At 70.5% G+C, this 16,005-nt stretch carries 15 protein-coding genes; 5 read left to right on the forward strand and 10 right to left on the reverse strand.

Translation table 11 applies throughout. The features are described 5' to 3' along the window. Window positions 1–303: 303 nt before the first annotated feature. The 3 genes from ACGFML_RS24085 to ACGFML_RS24095 are packed head-to-tail and all read right to left on the reverse strand — an operon-like array spanning window position 304 to window position 2,541. Window positions 304–687, reverse strand: a complete 384-nt coding sequence (locus ACGFML_RS24085; RefSeq protein WP_393546850.1) for a nucleotide pyrophosphohydrolase — start codon at window positions 685–687, stop codon at window positions 304–306. Further along, window positions 684–2,096 carry a biotin transporter BioY gene (locus ACGFML_RS24090; protein WP_393546852.1) on the reverse strand — a complete coding sequence of 471 codons (1,413 nt, stop codon included), beginning with the start codon at window positions 2,094–2,096 and terminating at the stop codon, window positions 684–686. Before ACGFML_RS24090 ends, ACGFML_RS24085 begins: the two co-directional genes overlap by 4 nt. A gap of 55 nt (window positions 2,097–2,151) precedes the next feature. Continuing rightward, on the reverse strand, window positions 2,152–2,541 hold the full coding sequence (locus ACGFML_RS24095) for a cell division protein SepF (RefSeq protein WP_393546854.1): 390 nt from the start codon (window positions 2,539–2,541) through the stop codon (window positions 2,152–2,154). A gap of 318 nt (window positions 2,542–2,859) precedes the next feature. Between ACGFML_RS24095 and ACGFML_RS24100 the strand changes: the two genes are divergently transcribed. The 3 genes from ACGFML_RS24100 (at window position 2,860) to ACGFML_RS24110 (ending at window position 4,948) form a co-directional block, all read left to right on the forward strand. Further along, a complete protein-coding gene (locus ACGFML_RS24100) occupies window positions 2,860–3,447 on the forward strand; it encodes an RNA polymerase sigma factor (RefSeq protein WP_393546855.1) in 588 nt (195 codons plus the stop codon). Continuing rightward, on the forward strand, window positions 3,444–4,250 hold the full coding sequence (locus tag ACGFML_RS24105; RefSeq protein WP_393546857.1) for an MGMT family protein: 807 nt from the start codon (window positions 3,444–3,446) through the stop codon (window positions 4,248–4,250). The genes ACGFML_RS24100 and ACGFML_RS24105 overlap by 4 nt, the downstream gene beginning before the upstream one ends. A gap of 143 nt (window positions 4,251–4,393) precedes the next feature. Further along, complete coding sequence (locus tag ACGFML_RS24110; protein ID WP_393546859.1) at window positions 4,394–4,948, forward strand: methylated-DNA--[protein]-cysteine S-methyltransferase; 555 nt, start codon at window positions 4,394–4,396, stop codon at window positions 4,946–4,948. 17 nt (window positions 4,949–4,965) lie between these two features. On the opposite strand, the gene ACGFML_RS24115 is transcribed toward ACGFML_RS24110, so the two are convergent. The 7 genes from ACGFML_RS24115 to ACGFML_RS24145 all read right to left on the reverse strand — a co-directional run bounded on the left by ACGFML_RS24115 (window position 4,966) and on the right by ACGFML_RS24145 (window position 13,612). After that, a complete protein-coding gene (locus tag ACGFML_RS24115) occupies window positions 4,966–5,616 on the reverse strand; it encodes a LysE family translocator (protein ID WP_393546861.1) in 651 nt (216 codons plus the stop codon). A 49-nt stretch (window positions 5,617–5,665) separates the two neighbouring features. Continuing rightward, entirely contained in the window at window positions 5,666–6,940 is a 1,275-nt protein-coding gene (locus ACGFML_RS24120; RefSeq protein WP_393546863.1) for an ATP-grasp domain-containing protein, read from the reverse strand. A gap of 99 nt (window positions 6,941–7,039) precedes the next feature. After that, window positions 7,040–7,369 carry a Rieske 2Fe-2S domain-containing protein gene (locus ACGFML_RS24125; RefSeq protein ID WP_393546865.1) on the reverse strand — a complete coding sequence of 110 codons (330 nt, stop codon included), beginning with the start codon at window positions 7,367–7,369 and terminating at the stop codon, window positions 7,040–7,042. After that, window positions 7,360–8,784, reverse strand: coding sequence for an iron-containing redox enzyme family protein (locus ACGFML_RS24130; RefSeq protein WP_393546867.1), 1,425 nt, complete (start codon window positions 8,782–8,784; stop codon window positions 7,360–7,362). The genes ACGFML_RS24125 and ACGFML_RS24130 overlap by 10 nt, the downstream gene beginning before the upstream one ends. Before the next feature lie 39 nt (window positions 8,785–8,823). Next, a complete protein-coding gene (locus ACGFML_RS24135; protein ID WP_393546868.1) occupies window positions 8,824–9,909 on the reverse strand; it encodes a 50S ribosomal protein L11 methyltransferase in 1,086 nt (361 codons plus the stop codon). Between the two features lie 396 nt (window positions 9,910–10,305). Continuing rightward, entirely contained in the window at window positions 10,306–11,496 is a 1,191-nt protein-coding gene (locus ACGFML_RS24140; protein WP_393546870.1) for an IS701 family transposase, read from the reverse strand. A gap of 919 nt (window positions 11,497–12,415) precedes the next feature. Beyond that, window positions 12,416–13,612 carry an FAD-dependent monooxygenase gene (locus ACGFML_RS24145; protein WP_393546872.1) on the reverse strand — a complete coding sequence of 399 codons (1,197 nt, stop codon included), beginning with the start codon at window positions 13,610–13,612 and terminating at the stop codon, window positions 12,416–12,418. A 390-nt stretch (window positions 13,613–14,002) separates the two neighbouring features. On the opposite strand from ACGFML_RS24145, the gene ACGFML_RS24150 reads away from it, so the two are divergent. Both ACGFML_RS24150 and ACGFML_RS24155 read left to right on the forward strand, forming a co-directional pair. Beyond that, a complete protein-coding gene (locus tag ACGFML_RS24150; protein WP_393547025.1) occupies window positions 14,003–14,794 on the forward strand; it encodes a 2-amino-3,7-dideoxy-D-threo-hept-6-ulosonate synthase in 792 nt (263 codons plus the stop codon). Beyond that, a complete protein-coding gene (locus ACGFML_RS24155; RefSeq protein ID WP_393546874.1) occupies window positions 14,791–15,909 on the forward strand; it encodes a 3-dehydroquinate synthase II family protein in 1,119 nt (372 codons plus the stop codon). Before ACGFML_RS24150 ends, ACGFML_RS24155 begins: the two co-directional genes overlap by 4 nt. Window positions 15,910–16,005: the final 96 nt, after the last annotated feature.

A 16,005-nucleotide genomic window follows, 5' to 3' on the forward strand; every position in this document is an offset into this window, starting at 1 on the left:
CCCTCGCTCGCCTTCGCCCCGCACTCTTTCCATTACCCAGAGTGAGGTCTCGCACCCGAAAACGCCAGAGGATTTCGCAAATCTGTGGACAACCAAGGCGCTGTGGAAAGATCGATGACTCCGGAGAGTGACGGAGGGTGCGCCTGGCCCCGCTCCTCCCCCTAGGGCCTCGCCGCCCCCACCAACCACACTGCCATCACGAGGCACTTGAAACTTCGACGACACTCCTTTCACACCGATCGACGTGATCCTCGCTGATGCCTTCGCGGCGCGCGAGCGGCGGGAGGGAGGAGAAATGCGTCCTTACTCCCCCTCTTCCCGCCCCCCGCCGTCACGCGTCGGACGGATTCCGTCCCGTCGCGCCGGACGGACCGGCGGGAAGCGCGACTCATTGCGCTCGATCTTCGCGGCGAGCGCCGTCAGCGCGTCGATCCCCAGCGCCTCACAGAACTGCAGAAGATACGCCAGCACATCCGCGACCTCGTCCTCGACGCGACCCGCCGCCGTGGGTTCGGCCATCACGTTCGCCGACTCCTCCGGTGTCAACCACTGGAAGATCTCCACGAGTTCGGCGGCCTCGACGCTGAGCGCCGCGGCCAGGTTCTTGGGGTTGTGGTACTGCTGCCAGTCGCGGGCGGCCGCGAACTCGGCCAGCCGCCTCTGCAGCGTATGAAGATCGTCGCTCATGCCCCTAGATGTAGCACCTGCACGCCGGGCAGCCCCTCGGCGACGGAGGCGTCCCGCACCGCTCCCAGCAGCCGGACGTGTCCGCGCTCGGCCATCCGCACGGCCAGCGACAGCAGCTCCCTCGCCTGCCGCCGGTCCATGCAGCGGTCCAACCCGTCCGCCATCACCGTCAGCTGCTGGTGGGCCGACGGAATCTCCCCCACGGGATCCATTTCCAGGACCCCGGGCCCGGTGAGCAGCACCAGTGCCAGGGCGAGAAACCGCAGCTCACCGTCGCTGAGCTGCTCGACGGGCATCATGCCCAGCGGCCCCCGGTCGACCAGCGCCCGCATCCCGGCGGCTGCCGCGGGCCGCAGCGCCGGGCCAGGGGGCTGCGCGGACCCCGACGACACGGCGCCCGGACGCGCGCCGTGCGGGCCCGACGCCGCCGGACGCCCGCCCGGTCGCTCACCGGCCGCCACGCCGCCGACCGGCACGCCCCCGTCCGGTTCCCGGTGGACCGCGTGCAGCCCGTCCACGGGCCCCGCACAGGCATCCCGCACTGCCGCCACCAGGAGCGCATGCCGGCGCGTGCACTCCCGGCTCGTCCGGTCCAGCACCGCCGGGAGGTTCTCGCAGGAGGACCGCAGCCGTCCCTCGTCCGGCTCACCGTCCCCGCTCCGGCCCCAGCCGCCGGCCGCGCCGGCCCGGCCCCCGGGGCGCCGCCGAGCACCGGGCACCCCGCCCCTCAGGCCCGGCGCCGCCCCGGCCGGAACGGGAGCCGGAACCACTCCGCTCCCCGCCTCCCGCATGCTCTCCGGCCTCGGATCACACATGAAGGCCGACCGCAGCGCGACGACGACCTGCTCCGCCGCGGCCAGGACCAGCCGCTGTCCGGCCGTCTTGCCCGCCACCCGCAGCGGCAGCAGGGACGTGCCCAGCCGGTCGTCGGGCAGCGGTGCGCGGGTCACCGGAGTCGCGCCGGCCGTGTGCCATGCCGCCTGCACGGCACGGCGGGCCGGGTCGGTGAGCGCCGTGGTGAGCAGCGTCTCGCCGCCACCGGTCAGGCGCTCACCGACGATGCGGAGTTCAGGTTCGGCCTGTACGGCGAGGTCCAGATCGACCGGGCCGGCCGGGCCGTCGACCGTGCACCCGATACGGAAGCCGCGCCGCCCCTGGTCGTCGGGGCGGGCGCCCGCCGGGACGCACGCGGCCGCGCCGCCCGCGACCGCCGCCACCGCGCGCTCCAGGGGCTCTCCGCTGCCGAGCCGGGAGAGGATTTCGTACGCCTGCAGCGCACTGGACTTGCCGCTGCCGCTCTCGCCGGTCAGCAGGGTCAGCGGGCCGATCGGCAAGGTGACGCCGCGGTGGGTCCTGAAGGCGGAGAGCCGTAACTCGGTGACCGCCGGTCGCACACTGTCGGTATTCATAGGGGGACGCTATGCAACGGACGGGACGGAGAACCGTTACGCCCAACAGCTCTTCCTACGAATGAGGGACGGCTCCGGCGCGCGGTTCGGCCACCTCGGTACCGACCGGTGCGAGCAGGAAGACGTTGGTGTCGACGCGGTGCATCCCGCTGCCGATGCCGAAGACGACTCCGCTGGAGAAGTCCAGGATGCGCTTGGCGACGTCGGCGTCGGCGCTGCTGAGGTCCAGCAGGACCGGGATCTGCGCCATGAGGTACTCGGCGACCTCACGCGCGTCCGCGAACGTCTGGACACGGATGACCATGAACCGCCGCTTCTCCTCGGCCGGTTCGTCGTCGGGGAGCGCGCGGTGGTCGGGCCATGACGGCCACTCACTGCTGCTGCGGAGCGGGACGACCTCGGCGAGCCCTTCCCACTGCTCGTCGGTGGCATCGGGGCCGGTCACCGAATCACCTCACTCAGTGGGTCGCTGGCTGTCTGCGGTATCTGCATCGCGTGAATTCTAGCGATAAACATACAAAGTTCGACGGACGCGACACACGCGGCACCGCCTCGCGGTCCCATCCTGCACCATGGCCCCTGACCTGTGCCGACACCCTCGGCGGATCGGGCGTCGCGTTTCTGTGTGGCCGTTCATCCGCTCTTGCGACGAGGTCGGGGGCCGCCGCGGCGCCCGGCCGGCGCCGCGGCGGCTCTCGCCATCGCACGGCGGCTCCGCACAACCCGTGCAACCATCGGAAGCCCGTCGGTGTTTTGGTGAGTGATGGACGAGACAGCCGAGCCACTCTGCGAACGCCTGGCGACGGATCTGGACGACGGTTTCACGGAACTGGTCCGGGTCCACGCCTCAGCGGTCCATGCCTTCTTGCTCCGGGTGACGGGAAACGCCGCGGAGGCTGACGACCTGGGCCAGGAGGCATTCCTGCGCGCCTACACGGCGCTGCAGGGGTACTCCACGGACCGGCGCCGTGCGCTGCGTCCCCGTGCGTGGCTGATGACGATCGCCGCGAACGTGTGGCGCAACCATGTGCGCACCTGCGTCCGCAGGCCCGTCGCCAGCACCCGCGTGGAGGATTCCTGCGAGAGCTGGCCGACCGCGGCGCCGGGGCCGCAGGAGCGGGCGGACACTGCCGCCGACCGGGCCTTGCTGGTCGCGGCGCTCGCTCGATTACCCGAGCGGGCCAGAGTGGCGGTGGTCCTTCGCCATGTGGTCGGGATGAGCTACGCCGAGGTGGCCGAGGTGCAGGGATGCCCGGTCGGTACGGTCAAGGCTCAGGTGTCGAGAGGGCTCGGCACCCTGCGTGAATTACTGGAACCAGAAGTCGCGTTGCTGAGGGAGGTGACGATGTGAACCGAGGTGGGGAATGGACCTCGCAGCCGGAGGGCCGGGTGGAGACCGCACTGGCGGGGCTCGCGGGTCCCGCTCCTGGGGACTTCGCGGCCCGGGTGCTGCAACGGGTGGGAATCCCGAGGGACCGGTACGACACGTACCTGCACCTCGACGCGCCCGCCGGCGGGCTGTATGTCGCATACGGGGCGCAGGCCGTGACCGGATCCGCGCTGGGCGGAACACTGCCCGGCCCCCGGGCATTCGAAGAGGCGCACCTCGTCCGCACGGGACGGAGCGCGATTCCCACGACACGGCCCCTGCCGGGGTTGCGGACCGCGCTGCGCACCGGGCGGACCAAGAATCTGCGGATCGATCTTCCGGAGCTCACCGAGGCGGAGCGGGCCGCGCTCGACGCGGTGCGCACCATTCCACGCGGGCAGTTGCGGCCGCTGGCCTGGGTCGCGCGGGAGGCCGCGCTCGCCGGCGCCGCCGCTGTCACCGAGGCACTGGTGGTCAATCCGGTGCCGTTGCTGATCCCCTGCCACCGGGTCACGTTCGACGACGGCGGACCCTGCGATCTGCGGTACGGGCCCACCGTGGGCGCGGCGCTGCGGGACGCCGAAGGGATCGACGACGAACTGGTGGGACTGTCCCGTTCGGGGACGGCGTTCCTCGGCAGCGACACCACACGGATCTACTGCCATCCCACCTGCGCCCACGCACGCCGGATCACCCGGCCCCATCAGGTGCCGTTCCGCTCGGCACGGGCTGCCCGCGAGGCGGGCTACCGCGCCTGCAAGAGCTGCCGCCCGATAGCGGCGTGAGGCGCGCGGCGGAGTGGGGTCCGCCGCGGAAGTGAGGCCGGTCTCGGCGTGCGGTCCCGCGCGCCGGGCGGGAAACAGCCGCGTGCCGAGCGCCGCGGGGTACGGGACCGCCAGTCAAGTCATCCAGCGGGGAGGAAGACGTCATGCATGCCATGAGCCGCAGCGCGGCGAGCGAGGTGGTGGGCACCGTGGTCGTCGGGGAGCACCACACACCGATCGGTCGCCTGGCGCTGGCCGCCACCGATGAGGCCCTGCTCTACTGCGGCTTCTATCCGGTGGATGCGGTTCGCCAGCGCCTCACGGTGGGCGCCCGGGAGTGCGGGGACGAGACGGAAGCCGGTCCTGAGCAGCTGGCGGTGCTGCGGCAGACCCGTGCACAGCTGGACGACTTCCTCGCGGGCAAGCGGCGCGCGTTCTCCGTACCGCTGGATCCGAGTCTGGCCACACCGTTCAGCAAGGAGGTCGTGCTGGCGGTCGCCGCGCAGGTGCCGTACGGCGGGACGGCGACCTATGGGGAGCTGGCCGCCGCGGTGCACCGGCCCGGTTCGGCGCGGGCGGTGGGCAAGGCGCTGGGGGCGAATCCGTTGTGTGTGGTGCTGCCCTGCCATCGGGTCGTCGGTGCCTCAGGCCGGCCGACGGGATATGCGGGCGGCGTCCAGGCCAAGCGCTTCCTGCTCGACCTGGAATGTCGGGGCTGAGCGGGCGATGCGGCAGTTCACCCACCGACCCCCAGTCGTACGGCGAACGCGATGAACACCGCTCCCACCAGTGCCTCGACCACCCGGGCCGCACCGGCGCCCGCGTCCGGTCGGCGCGCCGCCGCCCAGCGGCGTAGCAGGAACACCCCGCCGCTCAGCACGGCCAGCCAGAGCGCCGCCAGCGACAGATGGACGGCCGCCAATACCGCCATCGTGCGCGCCGGGGGCTCCCCGGGCGGCACGAACTGCGGCAGAAACGCCAGCAGGAACAGTCCGACCTTGGGGTTGGCGCCGGTGCACAGCAGTCCCTGCAGCCAGCAGCGGCGCAGGGACGGCGGAGGCGGGCGGTCGGCGTCGGGGCCCGGCCGGTCCGCTGCGGGTGGGCGGCGCAGCGCGGACCGCAGGGCCCGAAGGCCCCACAGCAGCATGACGGCGGCCCCGCACCAGCGGACTGCGGTGAACAGCTCGGGCCGGCCGGCCAGTACGAGAGAGACGCCGCTGATGGCGAGCGTCGCGTGGGCGGCGCCCGCCGTCAGCATGCCGGCCGCGGCGGCCAGCGCGGGGGCGCGCCGACCGGTGCGCAGCACCAGCTGGGTGACGAGCGCCGCGTCCGGCCCCGGAGTCAGAATCACCAGCAGGGCGCTGCCCAGGAACCACCCGCTGATCACGGCCGGCCTCCGCGGCGCTCCGGCGTGCCGGCCACCGGGGGCGCCTGGCTCATGCCGCGTCCGCCGCCGGATCCACCGTCAGCAGCGATTCGATCCGCCGGACCTCGCCGTGGTCGGCGTCGAGCTGTGCCGGGTCCTCGTGGGCGAGTACGACGAAGCCGAGCGACAGGGTGCCCAGCAGGTCCTTGGTGGGAGCGATCAGGTCGCCGTTGCGGACCGGCACGGCCGAGACATGATGGCTCGCCACATTTCTGACCGCGTCCAGGACTTCGGCGTTGCGGACCACACCGTACGAACGGCTGATCAGGAACACCACACGCACCCGACGGTGCAGCCGGTATCCGGAGGGCAGGGAGCGTCTCCCGGTGAAGTACGCCACCGCTCGGTCGACCTGGCTGTCGCCGGTCGCGACGCGGCAGAAGCGGGGGTGGCCACCGCCGTGCGGGCGGGCGTTGACCTCGATCAGCCGCGGCCCGTCGGCGGTCATCATCACCTCGACGTGCGCGGCGCCCCACCGGAAGCCGATCGCGTCCAGGACACCCCGGGTGTAGCGGATCAGTTCCGGTACTTCGGGGCGGTCCTCGGGGACCCAGTCCATGGACTCGTACACCGCCATCTGCCCGCCGCTGTCGACCTTGCGGTAGCGGCACACGTCCGTGACGGTGTGGTGGCCGGCGTGGCTGAAGACGTCCACGACGTACTCGGTGCCGGTCGCGTACTCCTGCACCAGCATCTGCTCGTTGCGGATCTGCCACTGGTTGAGCTGTCCGAGCTGGGCCTCGAACTCCTGACGCCAGCCGTGCCCGCCGACGATCCGGGTGACGCCGTCGGTGCTGGCGCTCTTGGGCGGCTTGACCACCAGGTCACTGCCGGCCAGGCCCTCCTTGTCGAGCCAGGCGGCGACCTCGTCCGGATCGTCGCTGCACAGTTGCCGCAGCACCGGCAGTCCGGAGGCGGAGACCGCCTGTGCCATCGCGTACTTATGGCGTCGTGCCGCTGTCAGGCCGGGGACGTTCGCCACCTCGGGCACGACCCGGGCGGCCAGCCGGTCGGCGAGTTCCACGCCGATCTCGGCGCCCGGCAGGACGCAGCGCGGACGCAGCGCACAGAGCCGGTCCACGAGCGCGTCCTCGTCGCCGTCCCAGGTCAGGATCGTGTCGAAGTCCTCGGAGCGGAAGGAGCCGGCGTAGGCCGGCGGGATCTCCGGATACGAGACGACGGCCACCGACGGCACGCCGGCCGCGCGGAAGGCCGGGGCGTACAGGCCGCCGGAGGAGAACGGATCGACGATCACGGCAGGGCTGCCGGAAGGATACGGAGACACAGCTGCTGTTCCTTGTCCGCTCGGTGGGGTCAGGGCTCGAGGTTCGGGGCGGTCGGCGGCCGCGGCCGGGGCCACGAGGGCCCCGGCCGCACCGCACGGTCAGCCCGCCAGGTCCGCCGACAGCGGCCGGTGCCCGAAGCCGATCCCGGCCTCGGGCAGGCCGGGGAAGACCGCGGTGACGGTGTCGCCGCTGCGTACGGCGGGGATCTCCTGCCGCAGCCGGGTCAGCGACGTCTTGCGCTCGTGCCACGGGCACACCAGTCGGTTGCCCTCGGGCGCCAGCTCGGCCAGATGCAGCGGGCCGCCGCGATGCGGGCAGCGGGCCCGCATCACGAAGGAGCCCTCGTCGGTCCGCGCATACACATACGGTTCGCCGGCCACCACCGCGCAGTTGTCCCGGCCGGCCACGGAGAACGTCACTACATGCACGTCTTGTAGTCCCCCACCGAGTGGATCTGATAGACGCACTCCTCGGACTCGATGATCGCGCCGTGCAGCCGGTTGCGCTGGATGACGGTGCCCTCGCCGGCTTCGAGGATCTGGTGCGAGTCGAAGCCGGAGACGAACTTCATCGTTCCGGAGACGATGTGGCACAGCTCGTCGCCGTCGTGGCAGTGGGTGTTGGACAGTTCACCGTACGGCTCGACGATGTCGGCGACAGGGGCGGTGACACGGCCGCTGGAGAGGGCGTCCCACACCGGCGCGTGCAGCTTCTTGAACTCGGGGCCGTTGTCCATCCAGGCGATCTGGGTGGCGAAGTCCTCGTCGGCGAGCTCCTGGATGCGGCGGTACTCCTCGATGCCGCGGACGATCTCCGGGATGATCTGCTCGCCGTGCTGCGCGACCAGCGGGCGGATCAGCTTCTCGAGGGCCATCCGGCCGTGGTGCTGGTCGATGTGCACGTGCTCGGTGAAGTACTGGGTGTCGGCGCGGTCGCCGAAGACGTCCTTGAGCAGAGCGGTGGCCCGCCGGCAGAAGTCCACCAGGGTGGCCTCGGTGTAGTAGAGCGCGCCCACGTAGCGGAAGAACAGTTCGTGGTTCTTGCCCAGGTAGTGGAAGTAGTTGTTCATCAGCAGGCTGCTGTTGAGGTAGTACTGCCAGTACCGGTGGATGTCGGTCTCGAGTCCGACCGACTCCAGGGTGCGCTCGAAGAGCTGGCTGTGCTTGGTGTCGTGGACGCCGTAGCCGTACTCGTCGATGACGATCTTGAACCACTCGGACTGGGCGGCGCCGTAGTAGCCGAGCACATTGCGGATCATCGGCGAGGCCTCGGAGAGGAAGTCCGGGGCGAACTGGATGAGCCACATACGGGCGGCGCGCTCGCGGTCGGTGGAGTCGGCGATGGCCTTCTCGGAGAGGGAAGGGCCGGTCGGCTCATGGGCGTTGAGAGATTCGAGGTAGGTCTCCAGGCTCTCGGCGGTCCACTTTCCGGACGTCTCGACCTCCTTGTCGAGGAAGCCGAAGGCGTACCGCTCCAGCGCGGGCCGGATCACCTCACCGAGCACGCGGTTGGTCGAGCTGTAGAAGCTCTTGAAGTCCTCCCACTTGCCCTCGCCGCCCAGCCCGCCCTTGGGCAGGAAGACCAGGTCGGCCTCGTAGATGCTGGTGAGCAGGCGCTGCACGGCCAGGCTGCTGTAGTCGAGTATCTCGTCGCGGCCCGGGGTCCGGTCGAGGTCCAGGTGCTGGAGCACCTGTGGCCGCAGCTGGCGCCGGTAGGGGTTGTCGCTGTTCTGCCACTCCTCGTTGTCGAGGTAGATGGGGTTGCTGGCATAACGGACAACCGCGTCGCGCAGTTCCTGGCCGTGCAGCTCGAACGGTTCGTAGGGGAACGGAGTGTGGCTCATCGGTTCAGGTCGGCCTTCCTGTGAGGTGGGTGCGGATGCTCAGGTTGCGGAGAGGCTGTAGTCCGTCCAGTGCAGTTCCACGTCCAGCAGGTCTCCGGAGCTGACCGGGGCCGGCTTCTCGAACGGGATCAGCGCCTGCATCCAGTGGGACCCGACGTTGTCGGGCGAGTTGCGCAGTACGACGCCGGAGCCGAGGTCGAGTTCGAACCAGGCGACCAGCGCGGTGGCGTGCCCGGCGGCGGTGGCGGGCACCCGGACGACCCGGCTGCCGGCCTCCAGCGGGTCGGTGAGCAGATCGAAGTCCAGCAGCTCGACGGGATCGGAGAGGACCTCGTGCGGCCAGGTGTGCAGCCGTACGGGGAAGTGCCCCCGGGTCGATGCCGCGTTCATCAGTGACACGTCGAATCCGCCGGCGTTGCCGACCCGGTTGAGGCCGTTCGCCACCTCGCTGCGGATGAGCTGGCCGTACACCCGCGCGGCACCCGGGATCAGGACGCCGCCGGGGGCGAGGAGGTGGGTACGGGCGTGGCGCATCGTGGGCAGCAGCCCTTCGCCGATCAGTCCGCAGTCGACGATCTCGGAGATGAGGACGTCGACCGGGCGCTCCAGATCGCTGCCCATGTCCAGATGGGTGGAGCGCTTGTTGACGACGGTGATGACATCGGACATCCCGTGCTCGGCGATGATCTGCCGGGCGATCTCGGCGAGCAGCGGGTTCTCCTCACAGGTGACGACCCGTCCGGCGCCCGCTCGGGCGGCGGCCATGGCCAGCAGGCCGGTGCCGGTGCCGATGTCCAGGACGTGGGCGCCGGCCGGGATACGGCGCTCCAGCGCCACGATGAGGGCGTCGTTGCGTTCGGTGTCGTTGAGCATCGCGAAGTGCCAGCGCGGGATCGTCCGTGCGGCGATCTCGGCGAAGACCGCGGAGTGCGGGGACAGGCTCTCGCGGGGCCGGGCCATGGCGTCGACGGTGGCGGTCACCAGCCGGTTCAGCTCCTGCGCCTGGGTCTGCAACGAGGCGAGCGCGAGACGCAGTCCGGGAGACGCGTCGAGATCGAGCGCGGTGAATTCCTCGTCCCGGAATTCTGTATTCCCGTTGGTCAGGGAGTTGGCGGAAATACTCATGGCAGTGTGTGCACACTCCTCCGGAATGAATTTCCGAATTGACGGCCGCTGGGTGTCCATTGCCCATGGGGGCGAAGCGGGTCGTTCTCATCCTCAGGACACCATCCGCCCCGGGGGCCGGGCAAGGAACCCCTTCGGAGTGCGGTCCTACTGCGGTACTTGGAGATTTCATGAAGCGCTGCGAGCGGGTTTTTGCGGAACTTCCCACAGGTTGTGTACACGCCCCTGACAGTTCATCACCCGCTCACGGGCAATCCAGCGGCCGGTTCGCCACAAAGGAATTGAGGGCGGTCCGGAACCCGGGCAGGCGTCATCCCGGTTCGGCGCCACGGGGCGCCGAACCGGGATGACCGGCAGGTGAATTCGCCGGTGTACGGAGGGACGGGACGGCCGCGGTCAGCCGGCCCGGCCCAGGGCCACCGTGTGGGCGGCCATCGCCAGCAGGGAGAGCGTGATGTGCCGGTACCAGGCCGTCCAGGTACGGATCTCGTGCCGGTCGAGCCCGGTGTGCAGGCGTGCGGCGTCCAGATGGCGCCGCGCCTGGCAGCGGGCGACGGCCGCGGCCACCATGGCGTGACCGTTGGTGCCGCGCGGCGCGTGCACCAGATAGCACTCGGTCCGCGGCGCGTCCGGCCGGCGGTGCAGCAGCAGCGAACGCGTGAAACCGTCGCAGAGCAGCGCCGTGGAGCTCCAGTGCGAGGCGTTCGGCACGGTCAGCCGGGCCCATCTGCCGGGTATGGTTCCGGGCCCTTCGCCGGTGGGGGACGGCCACCAGCGCTGCTGGGGAATGGCGACGACGGCCGAGGCGGCGCCGAGCCGTCTGGCCGGCACGGCGAAGACATAGGCGATGCCGTTCTCCTCCAGCCAGCCGCGCAGCGCGTCGTCCTGGCCGTAGTCCTGCCCCCCGCACACCCATTGGAAGGGTACGGACGAGTCGATGGCGCGCTCGATCATCGTCCGCGCCAGCTCGGGTTTGGTCCGGTACCCGAGGCGCCCTTCGGGAACCCCGGCCTTGACGCAGCGCTGCGGGTCGTCGGTCCAGGACTCCGGCAACAGCAGCTCACGGTCCATCAGGGCGTGCCCGTGCGGGGAGATGTAGGCGGTCATGACCGCGGTCTGGCAGTTCTCGACGCGGCTGGTGAGCTCGGTGTACTGGCGTGCCGCGGCGACGGTCTTGGCGCCCTTCTTCAGGGCGTCGGTCTGGCCGAGGACCAGCATCGCCCCCGGATGACCGAGGTTTTCCGAGAGGTAGCCGCGGACGGTGCCCTGGACCGCTTCGGCATCCCAGCGGGCTCGGGTGAGCAGGCGCTGCATCCGCCAGGGCGACGAGTCCCCCACCCGCTGTGCGAGCTGCCAGGTGTTGCTGCGCCGGCCGTCGGCGAGCAGGCCCAGGGCGTACTGCATCGCCTGCGCCCGCGGTTCGGGGCGGGCGAAGAGCGGTCCGATCCGCGTCCCCAGCTCGGCGAGGACCGCGTTCAGTCGACTGTCGTCCCTGTGGGGGCCCTGCTGCCCGGCGGCGGGCGCCTCCCGGTCGGCGCCTGGGGGCAGCGGGTCCGGCGCGGGCACCGCGGCCGCCTGTGCGGGCATGGCTTTTCGGACGGATTCCGGGGTCGGTATGACGGTTGGTAACACTGCATTCGCCGGTCTGGTGGCGCACTCGGTAACGATCACTAGAGCTCCTCCGTCGAGCGCACGGCCACGGGGGCCGCACGTCTGCTCTGGCGCGGTACGTGCTGATTCCAGGTGGGGTGAATAACACTCTGATTGCAGCGAGAAAACGGACAGACGCCTTCCGGTATCCACTGGCATGCAAATACAGCCACCCGAAGTCCGGCCACTTCGGCTCGGTCCGTTGTGAACCCCCCCGCTACGTCGAACGGCCCGGACGGCGACCTAAACAAACCAATCGGTCAGTTTGTTCTTGATCGCCCGAAGGGTGCCCCCCGCACCCTTTTCGGACCAACCCCAGCGAACCTCACACCTTGAAGTCACGGCAATTAAAAGATAGGCAAATGGAAGTTAAAGCGTAAGTCATGAAGGAAGATCCTCGAGGGGCCGGCGAAGGAACATACCCGCTGGTAGGGGCACTGGCAGTGGCCCATCGGGCCGAGATCCACCGGTAGCGGGGAAAAGATCGCGCCGGTCGGTTTGACTCGAATTCCGTTCCTGAGGCGGATCCTCCGCAACCTTCTGGGGCGTCACGGTGTTCCAGAGGTGTAGGGCAGAGAATTGACGACAGAGATCGACGGGGCGGCACTCCGGATCCCACCTCAGGAAACACCCCTGATCTCGCTTTCCGCGGGAGAGCGACACCCCTCGGTGACGCGCGATGATTCCGGCCAGATTCCGCCGAGAGGGTCGCGGGGAAACCGACCGCACGACAGGTAAAAATGGCCCCCTGGAGGCCGAGAGCCTTCCAGGGGGCCGGAGTTCACACCGGGAGACCGCGCCGGCGGAGCGCCAGGAGAGCGCGGGACGAAAGATCAGGCGGGGATCGGCCGGGAATTCAGGCCGGCTGATGGCTCGCCAGGGCGCTTTCGACGTCGTGGCCGTGGAGCCAGTCCTGACGCTCCGGTGCGGGGACGCCCATCGCCGCGTCACGCTCCCGCTGGGCCTCGCCGTCCGGCAGGTGGAACGCCGTACTGTTGCCCCGGGAGCGCTCCTGCACCAGCGTGGTCCGCGGCCGGCGCAGCGATTCGTACCGTTCCAGGGCCGCGGGCAGCTGACCGGCAGCGGCCTCCCGCAGACAGGCCGCGAGCGCCACGGCGTCCTCGATGGCCTGGTTGGCGCCCTGACCCAGGAACGGCAGCATGGGATGGGCCGAGTCGCCCAGCAGCGTGACCCGGCCGGTGCTCCACCGCTCGATCGGATCCCGGTCGTGCAGTGCCCACAGGCTCACGTCGTCCGCCGCGCCGATGAGCGAGGTGACATCCGCGCACCACCCCTCGTAGGCCGCGGCCACGTCCTCGACCCGGCCGCGGCGCGACCACGACTCGTCACCGGAGCCGCTGGTGGGCACCGTCGCCACGAAGTTGACCAGCCGCCCACCCGACACCGGATAGCAGACGAAGTGCCGCCCCGGCCCCAGCCACAGCTGCACCCGGGGCTCCGCCACCAGGTCGGGTATCCGGCGGCTGTCGACCAGCCCGCGGTACACGGACTGGCCGGAGAACCGCGGCCGGTCGGCCACCAGGGCCCGCCGCAGCACGGAGTGGATTCCGTCGGCACCCACCACGGCATGTGCCTCGGCGTGCGAGCCGTCCGCGAATCGCAGCACCACCCCGTCCGGCCCCTCCTCGGCCCCGGTGCACCGCGCGCCCAGCCGGACCACGCCCGGCGGCAGCGCTTCGACCAGCAGCCGGTGCAGGTCGGCGCGGTGCAACGCGTAATACGGCGCGCCGTACCGCTCCTCGCTGTGCTTCCCCAGCAGCCCGCGGCTGATCACCGAACTGTCCGCCCAGCGCCGGAACTCCATGGCCTCGGGCACCACGGCCGACGCCCGCAGCGCGGGCTCCAGGCCGAGCCGGTGCAGCAGCCGGGTGGCGCTCGGCGAGAGTTGCACCCCCGCGCCCACCTCCGCCAACCGGGGCGCCTGCTCGTACACCTGGCACTCCGACCCGGCCCGGTGCAGTGCGAGTGCGAGCGTCAGACCCGCCAGTCCTCCTCCGACCACAGCGATACGCGGCGACGCGTCCTTCCTCATCGGCCCCTCCTCCACAAGCGCGGTGCCCCTTCGGACACAGTCACCCGCAGAACACCGAAGTGCCCAACTCAGTTGCGTTCCCGAGGAAATCGACCTCCCCCGGACGGCGAAGTACCGCTGTAGCCGCCAACTTCTTCTCCATTCGGCGCCGAAGCCCCAAGGATGTTGCCCAGGGCGCCGCCGGGCCATAAGAATCTGTGTCCGGCGGGAACGTACACGGGCTGGGGCCGGAGCGCCTGAAAAGTTCTTCGCTCCGGCGTACGCCGGCCCGTTTCCGAAGAGTTCATCATTCTCCGGGTATTTATCAATCCGCAGTTGCGACTGACGGTTCCCGTATCACCCGTGCTTACGGAGGGTGCTGTGCCCCTACTACCTCTCAGCGGAAAATCGCTGCGCCTTACCCGACTCTCAAGGCCCGGCGACGGAAAATTCCTGATCGTACCCATGGACCATTCCGTGGCCGACGGCCCCATCACCGACGCCGCCGGATTCAGCCGGATCGTCGGTGATGTGGTGACGGCCGGCGCCGACGCCGTCGTCGTGCACAAGGGGCGCGCCCGCACCATCGAACCGGACCTGCTCAACGGCGCCGCCCTGATCGTCCACCTCAGCGCCAGCACACCGCACGCACCCGACAGCGACGCCAAGGTCCTCGTCGGCGGCGTCGAGGAAGCGGTGCGTGCCGGGGCGGACGCCGTCAGCGTGCACATCAACATCGGCTCGGACACCGAGAAACGCCAGCTCGCCGACCTCGGTGCGGTCGCGGCGAGCTGCGAACGCTGGGGCATGCCGCTGCTGGCGATGATGTACGCACGGGGGCCGCGCATCCAGGACCCCCGCGACCCCGCACTCCTCGCGCATGTGGTGAGCATCGCCGTCGACCTCGGCGCCGACCTCGTGAAGACCGTCGCGGCGGGCACGGCGGAGGACATGGCCGGCATCGTCGCCAAGACGCCGGTCCCCGTCGTGGTGGCCGGCGGCGCGGCCGACAGCCGTGATCTCACCGACTTCGCGCACTTCGCGATGGACGCCGGCTGCCGCGGACTCGCCGTCGGCCGCCGGGTGTTCCACAGCCCCGACCCGGCGGCGGCGGTCCGCACTCTGGCCGCCGCCGTCCACGCACCACGACCGCAAACCGCCCCGAATCCAACCTCCCTACCCGAACTGGCAGGTGCGATGTGAAGTTCGCCTGGATTGACATTCGTTCCGTTTCCGCCGATCAGCGCGAGGCGCTCGTAGAAGCGGCCGTGCACGCCCGCATCGACGGCATCGTCGACGACGGACCGGAGATCCTGGCCACCCTCCCCCCGACCGTCCGCAAGGTGCTGGTCGCCAAGGGTCCCGGCGACGGGGCCGCCGCGGACTGGGACGGCTACGACGTGCTGCTCACCGACGTCACGGACGACAACGGCCTCGCCGCGCTGCAGGGCCGGGCCCTTGCGGGCCAGGACTCCGTGGCGGCCCATGTGCCGGTCCACAACGACGCCTCGCTCACCCTGGCGTGCTCGGCCGCACGGGCCCTGCCCTACACGGCGGTCACCTTCAAGGACCCGACCAAGATCCCGCTGGAGATCGTGATCGCCGCGGCCGACAAGGCCCCGGGGCAGTTGATCTGCCGGGCGGAGACCCTGGAGGAAGCGAAGATCATCCTCGATGTGCTGGAGAAGGGGTCGGAGGGCATCCTCCTCGCCCCGACGTCCGTCGCCGAGGTCCTGGAACTCGCCGAGCTCCTCCAGACCGACACCCCGCCGCTGCAGCTCACCGAGCTGACCGTGGAGTCCATCGAGCACAGCGGGCTCGGCGACCGGGTGTGCGTCGACACCTGCAGCTACCTGCACAAGGACGAGGGCATCCTGGTCGGCTCGTACTCCCACGGGTTCATCCTGTGCTCCAGCGAGACCCACCCGCTGCCCTACATGCCGACCAGGCCGTTCCGCGTCAACGCCGGCGCCCTGCAGTCGTACGTCCTGGGCACCGACAACCGCACCAACTACCTCAGCGAACTGGGCGCCGGCGACACCGTCCTGGCCGTCAGCACCACCGGGCGCACCCGCCGCGTCGTGGTCGGCCGCGTCAAGCTCGAATCGCGTCCGCTGCTGACCATCAAGACCCGCGCCGAGGACGGCACCCTGGTGAGCCTCGCCGTCCAGGACGACTGGCATGTGCGGGTCCTCGGCCCCGGGGACGCGGTGCGCAACGTCACCGAGCTCAAGAAGGGCGAGAAGCTCATGGGCTACCTCGCCACCGACCAGCGCCACGTGGGCTGGCCGGTCGGCGAGTTCTGCGTCGAGAAGTAGACCAGTGCGTCGGCTCGGGCGCCCACGGTACGGATTCGTCTCCCAGGGACCCGTACGGGGCGCCCGGGCCGGCAGCGCGCGAAGTGGAGGGAAGTC

Origin of the sequence: Streptomyces sp. NPDC048650 (genome assembly GCF_043199095.1) — a bacterium.
Taxonomy (GTDB): Bacteria; Actinomycetota; Actinomycetes; order Streptomycetales; family Streptomycetaceae; genus Streptomyces.